The sequence below is a fragment of the Streptomyces sp. NPDC054887 genome (genome assembly GCF_053610585.1).
This window is the reverse complement of record NZ_JBSGYQ010000013.1, coordinates 91,529-107,442: the sequence shown is the minus strand read 5'-3', so window position 1 is coordinate 107,442 and position 15,914 is coordinate 91,529. Positions and strand designations below refer to the sequence as shown.

Annotated in this window: 12 protein-coding genes and 1 pseudogene; 6 read left to right on the top strand and 7 right to left on the bottom strand. The window is 69.8% G+C overall.

The window, feature by feature from the left end; genetic code table 11:
* Window positions 1-68: 68 nt before the first annotated feature.
* Together ACWGH0_RS10370 and ligD are read right to left on the bottom strand one after the other, a co-directional pair.
* Entirely contained in the window at window positions 69-977 is a 909-nt protein-coding gene (locus ACWGH0_RS10370; protein ID WP_453403729.1) for an ATP-dependent DNA ligase, read from the bottom strand.
* A gap of 5 nt (window positions 978-982) precedes the next feature.
* Window positions 983-1,876 carry a non-homologous end-joining DNA ligase gene (gene ligD / locus ACWGH0_RS10365; protein ID WP_453403728.1) on the bottom strand — a complete coding sequence of 298 codons (894 nt, stop codon included), beginning with the start codon at window positions 1,874-1,876 and terminating at the stop codon, window positions 983-985.
* Window positions 1,877-1,928: 52 nt separating this feature from the next.
* On the opposite strand from ligD, the gene ku reads away from it, so the two are divergent.
* Both ku and ACWGH0_RS10355 read left to right on the top strand, forming a co-directional pair.
* Window positions 1,929-3,011 carry a non-homologous end joining protein Ku gene (gene ku, locus ACWGH0_RS10360; RefSeq protein ID WP_453403727.1) on the top strand — a complete coding sequence of 361 codons (1,083 nt, stop codon included), beginning with the start codon at window positions 1,929-1,931 and terminating at the stop codon, window positions 3,009-3,011.
* Window positions 3,012-3,268: 257 nt separating this feature from the next.
* Window positions 3,269-5,329 carry a phosphocholine-specific phospholipase C gene (locus tag ACWGH0_RS10355; RefSeq protein ID WP_453403726.1) on the top strand — a complete coding sequence of 687 codons (2,061 nt, stop codon included), beginning with the start codon at window positions 3,269-3,271 and terminating at the stop codon, window positions 5,327-5,329.
* Between the two features lie 246 nt (window positions 5,330-5,575).
* On the opposite strand, the gene ACWGH0_RS10350 is transcribed toward ACWGH0_RS10355, so the two are convergent.
* From ACWGH0_RS10350 to ACWGH0_RS10330, 5 genes are all read right to left on the bottom strand, one after another.
* Window positions 5,576-6,247 carry an HAD family hydrolase gene (locus tag ACWGH0_RS10350; RefSeq protein ID WP_453403725.1) on the bottom strand — a complete coding sequence of 224 codons (672 nt, stop codon included), beginning with the start codon at window positions 6,245-6,247 and terminating at the stop codon, window positions 5,576-5,578.
* A gap of 284 nt (window positions 6,248-6,531) precedes the next feature.
* Window positions 6,532-7,473, bottom strand: coding sequence for a 3-oxoacyl-ACP synthase III family protein (locus ACWGH0_RS10345; RefSeq protein WP_453403724.1), 942 nt, complete (start codon window positions 7,471-7,473; stop codon window positions 6,532-6,534).
* Window positions 7,470-8,048, bottom strand: coding sequence for a DUF2165 family protein (locus tag ACWGH0_RS10340; RefSeq protein ID WP_453403723.1), 579 nt, complete (start codon window positions 8,046-8,048; stop codon window positions 7,470-7,472). Before ACWGH0_RS10340 ends, ACWGH0_RS10345 begins: the two co-directional genes overlap by 4 nt.
* A gap of 126 nt (window positions 8,049-8,174) precedes the next feature.
* On the bottom strand, window positions 8,175-8,957 hold the full coding sequence (locus ACWGH0_RS10335; protein ID WP_453403722.1) for an AfsA-related hotdog domain-containing protein: 783 nt from the start codon (window positions 8,955-8,957) through the stop codon (window positions 8,175-8,177).
* Window positions 8,958-9,531: 574 nt separating this feature from the next.
* On the bottom strand, window positions 9,532-10,110 hold the full coding sequence (locus ACWGH0_RS10330) for a TetR/AcrR family transcriptional regulator (protein WP_453403721.1): 579 nt from the start codon (window positions 10,108-10,110) through the stop codon (window positions 9,532-9,534).
* Window positions 10,111-10,200: 90 nt separating this feature from the next.
* On the opposite strand from ACWGH0_RS10330, the gene ACWGH0_RS10325 reads away from it, so the two are divergent.
* The 4 genes and pseudogenes from ACWGH0_RS10325 to ACWGH0_RS10310 form a co-directional block, all read left to right on the top strand.
* Complete coding sequence (locus ACWGH0_RS10325) at window positions 10,201-11,472, top strand: MFS transporter (RefSeq protein WP_453403720.1); 1,272 nt, start codon at window positions 10,201-10,203, stop codon at window positions 11,470-11,472.
* A 46-nt stretch (window positions 11,473-11,518) separates the two neighbouring features.
* Window positions 11,519-12,292 (top strand): hypothetical protein, encoded by a 774-nt coding sequence (locus ACWGH0_RS10320; protein WP_453403719.1) that lies wholly within the window; start codon window positions 11,519-11,521, stop codon window positions 12,290-12,292.
* Between the two features lie 155 nt (window positions 12,293-12,447).
* A complete protein-coding gene (locus ACWGH0_RS10315; protein WP_453403718.1) occupies window positions 12,448-12,588 on the top strand; it encodes a hypothetical protein in 141 nt (46 codons plus the stop codon).
* 2,545 nt (window positions 12,589-15,133) lie between these two features.
* A pseudogene (locus ACWGH0_RS10310) lies at window positions 15,134-15,723 on the top strand (tyrosine-type recombinase/integrase); the annotation flags it as partial.
* Between the last annotated feature and the right edge of the window lie 191 nt (window positions 15,724-15,914).

Sequence of the window (15,914 nt, the reverse complement as noted above, 5' to 3'; positions counted from 1 at the left end):
GCCGTGATCCGTGACTGCCCTGCTGTCGAGTCTGCACCAACCCCGCCGTTCGCGACGCCGGGCCCCGCTCACCGGTCGTCGTACCGCAGCCGCAGCACCGTGGAGGTGGCGTGGCGGCCGGCGTTCCGGCGGACCTCGGCCAGCAGCCCCGCGCCCACCCGCCGGTACGGCACGTCACCGAGCCCGACGGCCACGATCCGCCCCTCGCCCTCGTCCGCCGCGCCCGCCAGCGCTTCCCGCGCCTGGGCCCGCACCGTCGGGGTCAGCGGCCTCGACAGCAGCGGGTCCGCGTCGCCGGGCAGCACCAGCACCAGCGCCCGCGGCGCCCGCGCGGTCCCCGTGTAGCCGACGACCGCCGCGTCGCGCGTGTCCGCGTGCCGCACCTTCACCCACGACTTGGCGTCCCGGGGCCGGTAGCGCGAAGCCAGGCCCTTGCACACCAGCCCCTCCACCCCCTGGCCCACCAGCGCCTCGTACCAGACCAGCGCCTGCTCGCGGTCGGTCGTCGCCAGCACCCGCTGCACCTGCGGGCCCGCCTTCGCCAGCGCGCCGCCCAGCAGCTCCCACCGCTCCTCCAGCGGCAGCTCCCGCACGTCGCGCCCCGGCACGGCCAGTACGTCGAAGGCGACGTACGCCACCACCACCCCGTCCGCGATCCGCGCGGCGTGCGGGCGCATCAGCTGGGTGAAGGCGAACGCCCCGTCCGCCCAGGCGCACACCTCCCCGTCGAGCACCAGACCGGCCGGCAGCGCGCCGATCGCGGCGGCGACGTCCGGAAAGTCGAGCGCCATGTCCCGCCCGGACCGGGACTGGAGGACGGCACGGGCGCCGCTCCCGCCGCCCCGCGCGAACGCCACGCACCGGAACCCGTCCAGCTTCAGGCTGTACTGCACCCCGCCCGCCAGCGCGTCCGCCGCCGGGACCGCCGCGGCCGTCCTCGGCCGCATGACCTGCACGGGCGGTACGACCGTCACCACGCCGTTCACGCCTTCGGCAGCGGATGGCAGTGGTCCGGATCGTTCAGGGGGCCGAGCAGGTCCCCGTACCGCTCCAGCCGTACGCCGATGTCCGCCGCCCGGAAGACGAGCCGCAGGGGGCGCTTGCGCCCGTCCTCCACCTCGTCCCACGTCACCGGCGCCGACACGGTGGGCTCGGCCTTCGCCCGGAGGGTGTACGGCGTGGCCGTCGTCTTCGCGGCGGCGTTCTGGCTGAAGTCGACGAAGACCTTGCCCGGCCGCAGCGCCCGCGTCATCCGGTGCACGACCAGCTCCCCGAGCGCGTCCTGCGCCTCCAGCGCGAGCTGCTTCGCGTACGCCGAGACGCGCTCGGACGGCGTCGGCTCCAGTGCGGCCAGCAGGTGCAGCCCCTTGGAGCCCGAGGTCTTCGCGAAGGTCTCGATGCCGTCCCGCGCGAGCCGCTCGCGCAGCCACAGCCCGACCACGCAGCACTCCGCCACCCCCGCGGGCGGGCCGGGGTCGAGGTCGAGGACCAGCCGGTCGGCGACGCCGGGTTCCGGGGCCAGCCACTGCGGCGTATGGAACTCCACGACCAGGTTCGCCGCCCACATCAGCGTGGGCAGGTCCTGGACGATCACCTGCCGCGCGAGCTGCCCCTCGGTGCGGGACACCGCCACCGTGCGCACCCAGTCGGGCGTACCCTGCGGCGGATTCTTGGTGAAGAAGAGCTGTCCCCCGGGGCCGTCCGGATAGCGCAGGAACGAGACGGGCCGGTCGCGCAGGTGCGGCAGGAACGCTTCCGCGGTCGTGGCGTAGTAGTGCAGCACCTCGCCCTTGGTGGTCCCGGTCGCGGGATAGAGGACCTTGTCCAGATTGCTGAGCGCCAGGCGCCGCCCCTCCACCTCTGTGATAGGCGACATACGATGACAATCTCATGTATCCATGGTGAAAGGCGTCTCAAGGGGGCGAAACGTGCGATCCATCTGGAACGGTGCCATCTCCTTCGGTCTGGTCAGCATCCCGATCAAGCTGGTCAACGCCACCGAGCACCACTCGATCTCATTCCGCCAGATCCACACGGCCGACGGCGGCCGGATCCGCTACCGCAAGGTCTGCGAACTCGACGGCGAGGAGATCCCGGCGTCGGAGATCGGCAAGGGGTACGAGGAGCCGGGCGGCGGCATCATGCCGATCACCGACGACGACCTGGCCGCGCTCCCGCTGCCCACGGCCAAGACGATCGAGATCGTCGCCTTCGTGCCGGCGGCCCGGATCGACCCCCTCCAGATGGACTCGGCGTACTACCTGTCCGCCAGCGGCGCTCCCGCCGCCAAGCCGTACGTCCTGCTGCGCGAGGCGCTCAAGCGCAGCGACAAGGTGGCCGTCGCCAAGTTCGCGCTGCGCGGCCGCGAGCGGCTCGGCATGCTCCGCGTGGTGGACGACGCCATCGTGATGCACGGGCTGCTGTGGCCCGACGAGGTGCGCGCGCCCGAGGGCGTGGCACCGGAGACCAAGGTGACGGTGCGGGACGCCGAACTCGATCTGGCGGACGCGCTGATGAACACGCTGGGCGAGGTCGACCTCGACACCCTCCACGACGACTACCGCGAGGCGGTCGAGGTGATGATCGCCGCCAAGGCGTCCGGCGGCGAACTCCCCGCCGAAGCCGCGCCGGCGGCGGGCGGCGGCCAGGTCATCGACCTGATGGCCGCGCTGGAGAAGAGCGTGCGGGCGGCGAAGGAGTCGCGCGGCGAGGGCGGCGCCGGGGACGAGGGCGAAGAGGTCGCCGAGGTCACGCAGATGGCACGGGGCAAGGAGAAGGGCGGGGCGGCGTCCCCGGCGGGCGCGAAGAAGAAGCCGGCGGCGAAGAAGCAGACCGCGGCGAAGAAGACGACACCGGCGGCCGGGGCGACGAGCGGCGGGAAGAAGTCGGCGTCGGCGTCCGGCAGGCAGGCGGCGGGGGAGAAGCAGGCGGCCGGGCAGAAGCAGGCGCAGACGGCGGCGAAGAAGACCACCGCCAAGAAGGCGGCCCCGAGGAAGCGTACGTCGGCCTGACCCCCGGGGAAGTGGCGGTCCGATCCGGTGCCGACCCGGTGCTGTCCGACTCGGTGCCGTCCGGCCCGGAGGCCCGCCGGCCGGGGGCGGAGTGCCGCCCGAGCCCACCCGCGCGCCGCCGTAACGCCGTTGGCGGCCCGTACGGCGACTTTTCACGGTGAGGCCATCGCCGCTTCCCCACCCCTTCCCTTCCGTTGAGTCCTCTTGGAACATTCTGTTCGCTTCCGTCTCCTCACACCCCAAGAGGCCCCACACCCATGCCAGAAATCAATAGGCGCCGCTTCCTCCAGATAGCCGGCGCGACCGCGGGCTTCGCCGCGCTGTCGAGCAGCATCGACCGCGCCGCCGCGATCCCGGCGGGCCGCGTCTCCGGCACCATCCAGGACGTCGACCACATCGTCGTACTGATGCAGGAGAATCGTTCCTTCGACCACTACTTCGGTGCGTTGAAGGGGGTACGGGGCTTCGGGGACCCGCGCCCGGTGACGCTGCCGAGCGGCAAGTCGGTCTGGCACCAGGCGGACGGCAGCAAGAAGGTGACGCTGCCGTTCCACCCCACGGCCGACGACCTGGGCATGCAGTTCCTCCAGGGCCTCAACCACGACTGGGCGGGCGGCCACAAGGCGCTGAACAACGGCAAGTACGACCAGTGGGTGCCCGCGAAGACGCCGACGACGATGGCGTACCTGACCCGGGAGGACATCCCCTTCCACTACGCGCTCGCCGACAAGTTCACCGTCTGCGACGCGTACCACTGCTCGTTCATCGGAGCCACCGACCCGAACCGCTACTACATGTGGACGGGCCACACCGGGAACGACGGCACCGGCGGCGGCCCGGTCCTGGGCAACGAGGAGACGGGATACGGCTGGACGACGTACCCCGAGCGGCTGGAGAAGGCCGGGGTCTCGTGGAAGATCTACCAGGACACCGGTGACGGTCTGGACGCCGCCGGCCACTGGGGCTGGATCAGCGACGCCTACCGGGGCAACTACGGCGACAACTCGCTCCTGTACTTCAACCAGTACCGCAACGCCAAGCCCGGCGACCCGCTGTACGACAAGGCCCGCACCGGCACCAGCGTCAAGAACGGCGACGGCTACTTCGACGACCTCAAGGCCGACGTCCAGGCCGGCAACCTCCCGAAGATCTCCTGGATCGCCGCCCCGGAAGCCTTCACGGAGCACTCCAACTTCCCCTCGAACTACGGCGCCTGGTACATCGCGCAGGTGCTGGACGCGCTCACGTCCAACCCCGAGGTGTGGAGCCGTACGGCGCTGTTCATCACGTACGACGAGAACGACGGCTTCTTCGACCACATCGTGCCGCCGTACCCGCCGGCCTCCGCCGCGCAGGGCCGCTCCACCGTCGACACCTCGACCGAGCGGTACGCGGGCGGCACTTCGTACGCGGCGGGCAACTACGGCCTCGGCCCGCGCGTCCCCATGCTCGTCGTCTCCCCGTGGAGCAAGGGCGGTTACGTCTGCTCCGAGGTCTTCGACCACACCTCCATCATCCGCTTCATGGAACGCCGCTTCGGCGTGCACGAACCGAACATCTCGCCCTGGCGGCGGGCCATCTGCGGCGACCTGACCTCGGCGTTCGACTTCGCCGCCCCGGACGCGCAGCCCGCCGAACTGCCCGGCACCGCCGCGTACGAACCGCCGGACCACGAGCGCCACCCCGACTACCGGCCGACCCCGCCGGCCGTCGGCAGCATGCCCAGGCAGGAGCCCGGCGCGCGCCCGGCCCGCCCACTGCCGTACGCGCCCTACGTCGACGGCGCGGTCAACACCGGCGACGGCCGGATCGCCCTGACCTTCAGCCCGGGAGCGGCGGCGGGCGCGCACTTCTACGTCACGTCGGCGAACCGCACCGACGCCCCGTGGACGTACACCGCCGAGGCCGGGAAGAAGATCTCCGACACGTGGAACTCGGCGTACTCCAAGGGCACGCACCACCTCACGGTCCACGGACCGAACGGCTTCCTGCGGACCTTCCGGAGCCCGGCCACCACCGTCTGTCCCGAGGTCACGGCCCGCCACAACGCCACCACCGGCAACCTGGACCTCACCCTCACCAACCCGGGCACCACGACCGCCCACCTCACCGTCACCAACGCCTACGGCGGCCAGCCGCAGACGTTCGCGGTGCGCGCCGGGGCCACCGTCACGCACACGGCGGACCTGCGCGCCACCAAGCGCTGGTACGACGTGACGGTGGTCTCCGACACGAACGCCTCCTTCCTGCGCCGCTTCGCCGGACACGTGGAGACGGGCGCGCCCGGTGTGAGCGACCCGGCCACCCTCACCGCGTGAGGTCCACGGGACACGTCAGCGGTCCGCCGTCCGGGAGCCGGTCCCGTCCACGGGGTGACGCCGCGAGGCCGGTCGCGTCCACAGCTGGCACCGTGACGCCGGTCCCGTCCACGGCGTGACACCGGGAGGCCGTTCACGTACACGGCCTGACGTCCGCACACCCCGCTCCGTCCTGCCCGTCGCGGCGGGAACTCCGCCGGGGCCGCCCGCCCGCCGACGACCGGGCGGCCCCTGCGGGGCAGGGCCTCACACGCTGCGGAGTTCGGCCGTACGCCGCCTGTTGACGTAGGCGAGCATCGCGGGATCGCCGCCGACGGCCACCGGGTGCCCCACGCAGTCGAGCATCGGCAGGTCGGACGCGTGGTCCCCGTACCCGTAGCAGTCCGCCGGGTCGATCCACGGGCGGGCCTCCAGCAGCTCCCGCACGGCGGCCGCCTTCGCCTCCCCGATCATGGGCTTCTCGACCTCGCCCGTGTACCGGCCGTCGCGCACCACGGGCCGGGTGCACAGCAGGTGATGGGCGCCGACCTCCGCCACCACGGGCGCGAGCACGGCGTCGAACGAGCCGGAGACGAGAACGATCTCCGCACCCTCGGCGCGGTGTGCGCGCAGGGCCTCACGGGTGCTCTCGATGTAGAGCCCCGCCGCGTTCCGCTCGGCGTACCAGCGGGCTCCCAGCTCGTGGATCTCCTCCACCCGGTCGCCGGTGAAGTGGGCGTAGTACTGGCGGTTGATCTCCTCGCGCGGCACGCCCTCGTCCGCCTGCCGCTGGAGGTCGGCCCGGATCCGGGCGTACTCGGTGGCGCCGTACGGGCCGTGTTCGGCCACCAACTGGAACCGAAGGAACTCGAACATGCTCTTGCAGTCGATGAGGGTCTCGTCCACGTCGGCGACGACCAGGTATGGAGGAGTGGGCATCGCCGCACTCTCCTTTCGCATGGATAGATTCACTATTGCAACGTTTGCTGTCGGGCGGTCCCGGGCCCGGACCGCGGCACGGCACGGGGGTGCGGCCGCGATCCGGAACCCCGGGGTAAACCGGCGTCACCGCGTAGTCCGAGAAAGCGTTCCCCGCCTGTCCGCATTTCGTCGTCAAACCTTCGGAGAACGGCTGCACGCCTTTCTCCGAAAGAGCGGTGAGCATTCATTGTGTCGCTGCTTTCACTCGAAACGGTCCCGTCGTGGTGGTGCCCGGCCCCGCGTCAGCGCCGCATCAGCGCCGCGCCGGTGGCCATGCCCCCGCCGAAGGCGAGCAGCAGCACCAACTCGCCCTCCGGGATCGCCTCGTGGCGCAGTGCGTGGTCCAGCGTGATCGGCACGGACGCCGACGCCGTGTTGCCGTACCGGTCGATGGTGCGGTGCACCGTGACGTCACCGGCGAGTTCCAGCGACGGCACGAGGGCGTCGAGCATCACGCCGTTCGCCTGGTGCGCCACCAGGTGCCGCACCTGACGCCCGTCGACCCCGTGGTCGGCCAGGAACCCCTTGACCGCGAGAGGCACTTCGGAGAGCACGAAGTCGCGTACTCCGCCGCCGTCCATCCGGAACGCGTCGCCGTGCTCCATGTGGATCAGCTGCCCCAGGTGTCCGTGGCTTCGCAGCTGCGTGGCGAGGATCGAGCCGCGCCCGCCGTCCCGCTCGGGGCCGATGACCACCGCGCCGGCTCCGTCGCCGAACAGGACCACCGTGCGGTGGTCCGTGCGGTCCAGGATGCGCGAGTAGATGTCGGCCCCGACGACCAGGGCGTAGCCGCCCGCGTCACCGGTGGCGAGCATGCCGCGCGCGGTCGCCAGGGCGAAGAGGAACCCCGTGCACACGCCGTTGACGTCCAGCGCGGCCGCTCCGGTCGCACCGAGCGCCGCCTGCACGGCGGTCGCGGTGGGCGGCTGGGGCCGGTCGGGCGTCGAGGTCGCCAGCACGATGAGGCCGAGCTGCTCCGGCTCGATGCCGGCCCGCTCGATCGCCTGCCGCGCGGCGGCGACGGCGGCGTCCGCGGTGGTCGTCCCGTCGTCGGCCCACCGGCGCTCGACGACCCCCGTCTTGCGGGTGATCCACTCGCTCGGGCCGCCGGTCAGCGCGACGGTCTCCGCGTTGCTCACCACCCGCTCGGGCACCCAGGCACCCGTGCTGATCAGGGCGGTCATCGCGCTTCCTCCTGCTCAAGGGCGCGCGAGGCGACGGGCGCCAGGTTGGTGAGCAGCGCGATCAGGGTCCCGACGATGAGCAGGGTGAAGTGCACCTGCTGCACGGGGCCGAGGTGCAGCCAGTAGCCGAAGTACAGGCCGCTGATGAGGAAGCCGGCGAAGAGGAGCAGGAACGGCACCAGGGAGTGGTTGACCTGGCGTACGTACGTGAACAGGCCCGACGACGGGCTGCGCAGCGCTCGTACGCCGGTGGCGACGGCCCGCCACATCAGGGCGACCGTGCCGAGCTGGTAGACGATGACGGCGACGAGCGCCGGGGCGGCGAGGCTGTTGGGCAGGGCGCGCCCCTCCAGGCCGTTGCCGCGGACCGGGTCGTCGATCAGGGCCTGCATGTTCATGGTGGCCTGGAGCAGTGCCTTGTTGGTGCCGAAGTCGGTGATGTTGTTGACGGCGATGAGCGTCAGCCAGGCGGTGACACCGGCCAGCAGCACCACGGTGAGCAGGAGCAGGCCGCTGCGGCTGTGCGCGGGGGCGGTGCGCTGCTCCTCGGTCCTCGTGAGGGTGGTCGAACTCATGGTGATTCTCCGTTGTCTCGCGGGTCGTGCCGTGCGGTCGCGCCGCGGCGGCGCCGTACGGTTGCGCGGCGGCGCTCGGCCGTACGGTCGGGCCGTACGGTCAGGCCGTGCGGGCGGGCCGTACGGTCAGGCCGTGCGGGCGGCGGCCGGCTCGGGAGCCGCGCCGTTCAGGACGTTCGCCACCGCGTCGGCCGCCAGGCGGTGCTCCTTGGGCCCGAGACGGTCGGCGTCGTACGCGGTGAACCTGATGCGGGCGCGCGCAGCGCGGTTGCCCGCCTGGTGCAGCTCCAGGTCAACGGTGAACTTCAGGCGCGCCGGGTCGGAGGTGTCGGACTCGGCCACCGTGCAGGTGATGTCGGCGTCCAGCGGGAACAGGAAGCTGTCGAAGCTGATGTCCATGCCGTGCCATATGTAGTAGTGGCGCAGCTCCGGCCACTGGGCGGCGACGAACTTCTCGCAGAACGCGATGAACATCTGCCGGAACGCCTCGATGGCGACCATGCCCTGGACGTGCTCGCCGGTCTGGTGGTCGAGCAGCAGCTCGTTGTCGGAGTGCAGCCGCAGCGTCGCCCGGTACGTGTCCTCGCCCTGCTGCTGGAGGCCCGCGAGCAGGACGTTCGGCTCGCGGTTCTTGTGCGCCTCCGCGCGCGGGACGACGACGGGGTTGTTCGGCTGGGTGAGGATCTTGCGCGAGAGGCCGGCTCTCTCGAGTGCGGCGCGGACGTACTCGCGGTCGAAGTCGTTGACGCCCTGCCCCTCCCAGAGCAGGAGCGGGGTGTCGAGTTCGTCGTACACACCGGACGTCACGGCGGAGACGAAGCCGCTGACGGTGCGCACCGCCTCGTGCTTGGCGAAGGAGCTGAAGCGGTCCCCGACGAGGCAGACGCTTTTCAGAAGGTGCTCGGACATGGTTCCTCCGAAGGATTCGGGTGATTCAGGCCGTGCGGACGCCTTGCGGCACGGCACAGCCGGCGCATGAGGGTGTGAGAAGCCGAGGAACGGTGCAGAGGAGCCGCGCGGAAGGCGGGCGCGTCAACGGGCCCGCAGGTGCGGCGGCTTGTGCGTCTCGACGGACCCGCGTCGAATCGGAAGCCTGAATTCCGATTACTGAACGGCGAGTTCGTGCCGGAGAGAGATGATGTGTACGATTTCAGGGGACACCGGCGGTCTGTGACCGGAAGGCCCAGGGCGACCAGAGCGGTCTATGGCCTCGGCGGGCGGTGAATCAACGCGCCATTACGTCGGTGTCGGCAACACTCAGCACACATGAAATACATATTTCCCCCCGGCGATATGTCTACGCGTTCCCCCGCCGCGAGGCCATTCCTTCAGCCCCGCGACAGGTTGAACACTGCCAAACATCTAGTTGGTTGACAACCTCCTCCAGGGTGACCCACGCCACAGACTTTGCGAATGCTAGGAAGTTCGCCGGTCGTTCACCGGGTTCGGGATGCGAAGCGCGGCGTAATCCGTCCTCCATCCGTCAGCCGTTCGCGTGCTGCACCCGCCCGGCCGCCACGCGCCCGGCGAGTTCCACCACGCTCGCCCGGACGACCGCCCCCATGTCCTCGGGCTCCACCTGCGAGCCGACGATGAGGCGCGAAAGCTGCGGTACGGCGCTGGGCCACGCGGCCAGGCCGATGAGCGACAGCAGCATCGCCGCGGCCTCCGGTCCCGGGGCGATGCCCAGGCGCTCGGCCAGTGCGTCCACCTTCAGGGCGTAGGCCCGCGTACGGTCCTCCTCGCCGGCGATCGCCGGCTCCCGCTGGTGCAGGGCCTCCCACAGGAGGAGGCGCAGCAGTTCCGGCCGCTCGCGGTGGAAGTCGTACACCGAGCCGACCCACTGGGCCACGTCGTCGCCCGGCTTGCCCACCGCTACCGTGAGCTCGTCCATGGCGGCGCCGACCGTGGCCGCGAAGAGCCCTTCCTTGCTGCCGAAGTGGCCATAGACCCGCTCCTTGTTGACCCCGGCGAGTTCGGCGATGCGGTCGACCCGCGCCCCCGCCACCCCCAGGGCGGCGAACTCCTGGCGAGCCGCGCCCAGGAGCTTCTGTTTCGTCACTGCTGTGTCTCTAGCCATGGGGCCAGATTACCCAACCGAATAGTTGGGACGCCGTTGACATCCAACTGGTTGGTTGGTTCTATGTGCGCCATGACCACCGACTCGACCGTCACGCCGGCGGCGACGCCGCTGCGTGAGACCAAGCCGGCCAGGGCCATGCCCTCGCCCCGATCCGAGACCGCGCCCGGGGCCGTACCCGCGACCGCCTCCTTCAGCAGGACCGTGCCGGCCCTGTGCGCGGTGGGCGTCCTGATCGTCGGCCAGCTCTACACCGTGCTCCCGGTGCTCGGCCTGCTCGCCGACTCCTGGTCCACGACCGCGGCCGCCGCGGGCTGGACCACGACCGCCTTCGGTTTCGGGTACGCCGCCGGATTCCTCGTCTGGGGCCCGCTGTCCGACCGCTTCGGACGCCGCAGGCTGATCGTCCTCGGCCTGTTGCTGACCGCGCTCACCACGGCCGCCGTCGCCGCCGCGCCCAACCTGGCCGTCGGCTGCGCCGTCCGCGTCGTACAGGGCCTGAGCGCGGCCACCTTCGCGCCGCCCGCCTTCGCGTACATCGCCGAGCGCATCGAGCCCACCCGGCGGGTGGCCGCCATGACGTGGCTGACCAGCTCGTTCCTCTCCGCGGGCGTACTGGGCCAGGTGTTCTCGCAGTCCGTGGCCGACGCCCTCGGCTGGCGTGCGGTCTTCCTGATCTGCGCGGCCGGCATGATCGGCGGCGCGCTGCTGCTGCGCGGCGTTCTGGACCCCGACCGCGCCGCCGCCAACACCTCGTCCCTCGACGCCTACCGGGCCATGGGCAGGCTGCTCACCAAGCCGTCCCTGGTCCTGCTCCTGCTGGCGACGCTCACGCTCCTGTGCGGCTTCGTCGCCGTCTACACGGGCCTTCAGGTGGCCGGACCCGCCGGCCTGGCGGGCGACCCGGACGCGATGCTCCTGCTGCGCGCCAGTTCGCTGCCGGCCATGGTGCTCGTACCGCTGGTGACACCCTTCCTCGTACGGCTGCCCGCTGTGAGCCGGGTCGTCGGAGCCCTGCTGCTGGCCGCCGCGGTGAGCGCGGGATCGGCGCTGCTCTCGCGCGGGGGCGACCTCGACGCCGTACTGCTGGCCGCCCTGCTGTTCGTCTTCGTCTTCGGCATCGCGGTCACGGCGCCGGCGCTCGTGGAGGCCATCGGCTCACAGGCCGGCCCGGCGCGCGGCGCGGCGGTCGCCCTCTACACGTTCGCGCTGTTCATCGGCGCCAGCGTCGGCCCGCAGCTCGCTACGGCGGCGGGCGACCACGCCACCGTCTTCGCGGTGATCGCCGGCGTGCTCGGGACGGGCGCGGTACTGGCCGCCCTCGGCCACCGCGTGCGCCGCTGACCCGCCCCGCCCGAACCCGCACCACAAGGAAGGGAACCGATCCACCATGCGATACGGCATCCTCACCACGGCTCTGGCCCTCGGCGGAGCCTGCGTGCTCGGCACGGCGGTACTCGTCACCGCCGACGACGGCGACCCGGGCACGGCCTCCGCCGCGCCCACCGCGACGTACGACACCGCACCCAAGGAGAAGAACGTGAAGCCGGTAGCCAAGGGCAGCGACCGGGCCGAGGCAGCGACGAAGCAGTCCAAGGACGCACTGGCCGAGGCGGGCCTGGCGATTCCCGAGGGCTGGCACCCGTCCCAGATCCGCGACGAACACCACGAGGACCGCCCGGTGACCGTGGTCCGCTACGAACAGGACACCACCCGCGACCTGGGCGGCGAGCACATCACCACCGTCGTCGACGCCGAGGGCACCCTGTACGGCTACACCCGGATGACGGTGGCGGGCGCCAAGACCCCCGTACCGGCCGACGACAAGGCCGAGGAGACGGCCTTCGACTGGCTGCGCGAGTTCGTCCCCGACCACGCGGACGGCCTGTCGGTCCAGTGGGTGGACCGCCACGACGAAGAGGTGCGCGACAAGGCGGGCGCGGTCCACACGATCGCCGGCGCCAAGGTCAAGACCCACCACGACAACGGCCTCTACACCTGGGTGATCGTCGACGGCAACGGCGAAGTCATCACCTACGAACGGGACATCCGCTGGGACGGCTCGGCGAACCGCCGCGCGACCCAGATGTGGCTCCACGACAAATGGACAGCAGCCCGAGAAGGCACGGGCCCCCAGCCCCCTTCCCCGTACGCGAAGGCCTGACCCCGCCCGGGACGACGTACGCGCCGCAGAGTCACCTGACCACCACACCCGGGGGTCCAGGCCCTAGGGGAAGGGCCCTGGCCGGACCCGCGGCCGAAGGCACGACCAATCACCACCACGACCACGACCACGACCACGACCGAAAAGGCAGAACTATGACGACCACGACGACCGCCGCACAGCAGCTCGACACCACGAGAAGACCCACGGCGAACTGCAACTGCGGCTGCGAGATAGCGATCTGGTCGATGCCGGACGACACCGCGGACCAGTGGGAGTGCTCAACCTCCCGGTAACCGCCGCCAGGGCCGACGGCCAAGCCGCCCCGTGGCAGCCCGGAACCGCCACCAGCCGCCCACAACCTCCTGATCACTCGCCACAGGCAGCCCCGACGGCAACTGCGGCACCTGCGGCACCTGTAACACCGGCGGCACCTCACACGGTGCATCTCCCCCCACGATCCCCCACGAACGGCGACGCGCCCCACCGGTCCCGCGGAGCCTGCTACCCCCACACCTGGGTGGCCCGGTTGCCCACACCGCACCGGCCCACCCACCCAAGCTGGGCGCCGCCAATCCCCCGGACGGCCCCAGACCCGGCCCCGGCCAGCCTCAAACCCCCGCAAGGCTGAGCCGGGGCCGGCGCACGCCCCCACCCCTCCAGCCGCCCACAACCTGCCAGCCGCGTGCGCTCAGTTCGGATCGCCGGCGGTGCCGACACAGCGGATCTCGGAGGGGGCGACCAAGGCTTCGCTTGCGCGGTGGCAGCGGAAGACCACAAGCGAGAGTGCCCCGGAGGAGCGTTGCCATCCTCAGCAGCGGCGGCCCCGGTGCCTGCGGTCCCGCAGCCAGCGGTACGTGCGTCGTGTACGGCACTGCAGACGGCTGCACATACGAGAAGACCCCTCGCCGCAAACACTGATGAGAGGGTCTTCCGGAAATTCCTGCGCAGTCGCCCGGAGAACGCGAACCCGCGCACACGGCTTTGGACGGACCTTGAGCCCTACCAGTACTTGATGGTGCGAGCAGTGGGTGAGCCCATGGAGGCACTAGCCCACCAGTAAGCCACAGAGGACTCACCGCCTGCGCATATTCTTCGCTCGCCCGGGATCGAACCAACCTAAGTTAGAACGACATCATCCCGTGATGCCCTGCTGATCATCCCAGCCCGCATGCTCCTGCCACACGCGCAATCCCTACGCCTCAGGGGATAGCCGAGTGACAAGACGCTCCAGACGGAAGAGCACCTCGAAGCCCACCAGGATCAGCACCGCCGCACCGATTCTGTCGACTCAGGGCAAGTGCTCGTTGAGTAGGAGGCTCGGGGTGACACTACAGATCAGGACGCCGTAGAACAACAGTCGAACGAGTGACCCCAAAATAAAGCGCAATCGGTACAGCAGCAGTACTCCCCTGATTCTGGACCAGAAGGGTGTGCGCCTCGGCTTCGGTACTTCACTGAGCGATGCATGGAGTGCACGCAGCTGTCGGTCTAAGCGCTCGGATGCTTAGAGTCTCCTAAGGGTGATATTCACGCCTGGAGCAACTGTCTCGTACGTGCTGAACCGCTGAGGCGCGTATGCAAGATAGGCCTGACTTCTTCTAGTACGTGTCGACGCCTAGTCTCGGAACGACGCCGAGTGCGCCACTTCTGAAACCACACGCCGGCGGCCCCGAGGAGGGAAGCAGCCGTCAGTACCGAAACAATGATGTCGCTACCGGTGCTTGATGCGGCCGTCATGGCCATTCATTGCTTCGTTCATGTGCGAGTTCAGGACTCTCATGGTCCCCCGGGTCTCACCAAGTACCGCCACAGCAGTCCGAGCGAACGAGCGCAGGGGAGCCCTCCGCCGCCGACCCCGCCCTGTCTACAAGCCTCGGCGTCGTACAGCTCGCTGCTGTTGCTGTCGTCAGGGTTCGTCGGGAACGAAAGCGAGGGATCAGCCCTTTCGCGTCTGTGGCACTCACGGGCAGGAGTTCAGCTCTGGTCATACTCGGCTAAAAATCGATCATCAGAGACCGGGTTCTTCGTGCGACTGAATCGGCCATACCTTTGACTTATGTAATTTGGCCCGACAGTGGCAAGAAAATCATGTTGGCGATTGCCTGAGTGTCTGATTTGTGAGCGTTACAGGAGTTTCCTCCCACTTGACTGCACGGGGTGGACCGCCACCGACTGCCCCCAATGTCAGCTTCAGGGCGATTTATGGTTCGCCAACAGGTTCGAATACATTGGCTGATAGCGGCTTGTGCCTGCTTGATCATTGCTTACAGAATGAGCCGGGTAAGGAAGTCGTATGTAGGTCATGCCTGCACGCGTCACCTAAAGGAAACCACCTGAAAAGGAATCGGTGATGAAGCTAAAGCAGAGTATCGCTGCCGTCGGATGTGTGGCTGCAGTGGCCCTTGGTCTTGTTTCTCCAGTGGCAGTTGCCGGCGAATCTAGCGCCCAGGCTCTTAGCTGCAGGACCAACGTCGGCGACACGGGCGGCTGGGCAGAATGCACCGGTAGTGGGCAATGGCGCACTGTGTCCATTTGTGACTTCGAGCGGGATCGCACGAGCGTATGGTTCTCGCAAAGTGGCGGCACAATGCGCAAGTCCGTTCTCGAATGCCGTTGGGACCTTACGGAAATCAGGATCGAGAAGAGGTAAACCGCGGTCCTCGGGGGCGGATAAACTGCTGCCCGAGGACTTTTGCGGCGCAGGTCTAATCGGCGGTGTCCATGGATGCAGCGTGAAAGGGGGGCACATCCGGCAGGGGTCAGCAAAAGAGTCGGTGCATAAGTCCGCTGCAGCCAGTGAACCGACCGACTTGAAGCCGCGTTCCCTCCCCTGCGCGGGTCTCCGGTGTCGGCGGCTATCGGAGGGCTCATGGCAGGCGCCTGGTCGGGCTCTTCGCATGCATGTAATTAGGGGGCTTCCGGCCGGCCGAAACCGTGGGCCTGGCGCTCCCGGACCTCACGCTCCGCTGGGTGGGGTGAGGCGTTGCTGCACCGGTCACGGCCCGGCGTCGGCAAGCAGTGGACCGATTCGGGCGAGAGCCGACGACCGCCGGGTGCCGATTCCGCCGCAGCTCGTTGCCGTGCTCCGGGACCACATCGACACCTTCGGGACCGCCGAGGACGGGCGGCTCTTCTACAGCGAGCGTGGTGGAGTGGTGTCGTCGTCCACCTACTACCGGGCCTGGCAGGAAGCGCGGTGCATCGCTCTGCCGCCGGCCGCGGTCGCTTCGCCACTGGCGCGACGTCCGTACGACCTGAGGCACTCGGCCCTCTCCACGTGGCTCAACGCCGGTGTGGACCCGACTGAGGTCGCCGCCCGGGCGGGCAACAGCGTGGAGGTCCTCCTGGGCCGGTACGCGAAGTGCCTGGATGGTCGGCAGGAGGTGGGCAACCGCCGCATCGAGGAGCTGCTGCGCGAGTACGAGTGAGAGCGGCGCCGGCGTGGTCCGAGGCCCCTGGGTGAATCCCGGGGGCCTTCGCGTTGCCGGGGCTGACCTGCGAGGTTCTGGCGGGGGCTGGGCCGCGAATAGGCCGCAGAGGCTGTCATACGGCTGCACAGCACGGCAGTTGGCTGCACATACGCGAAGACCCCGTTCTCAGCGAAAGCGCTGATGGCGGG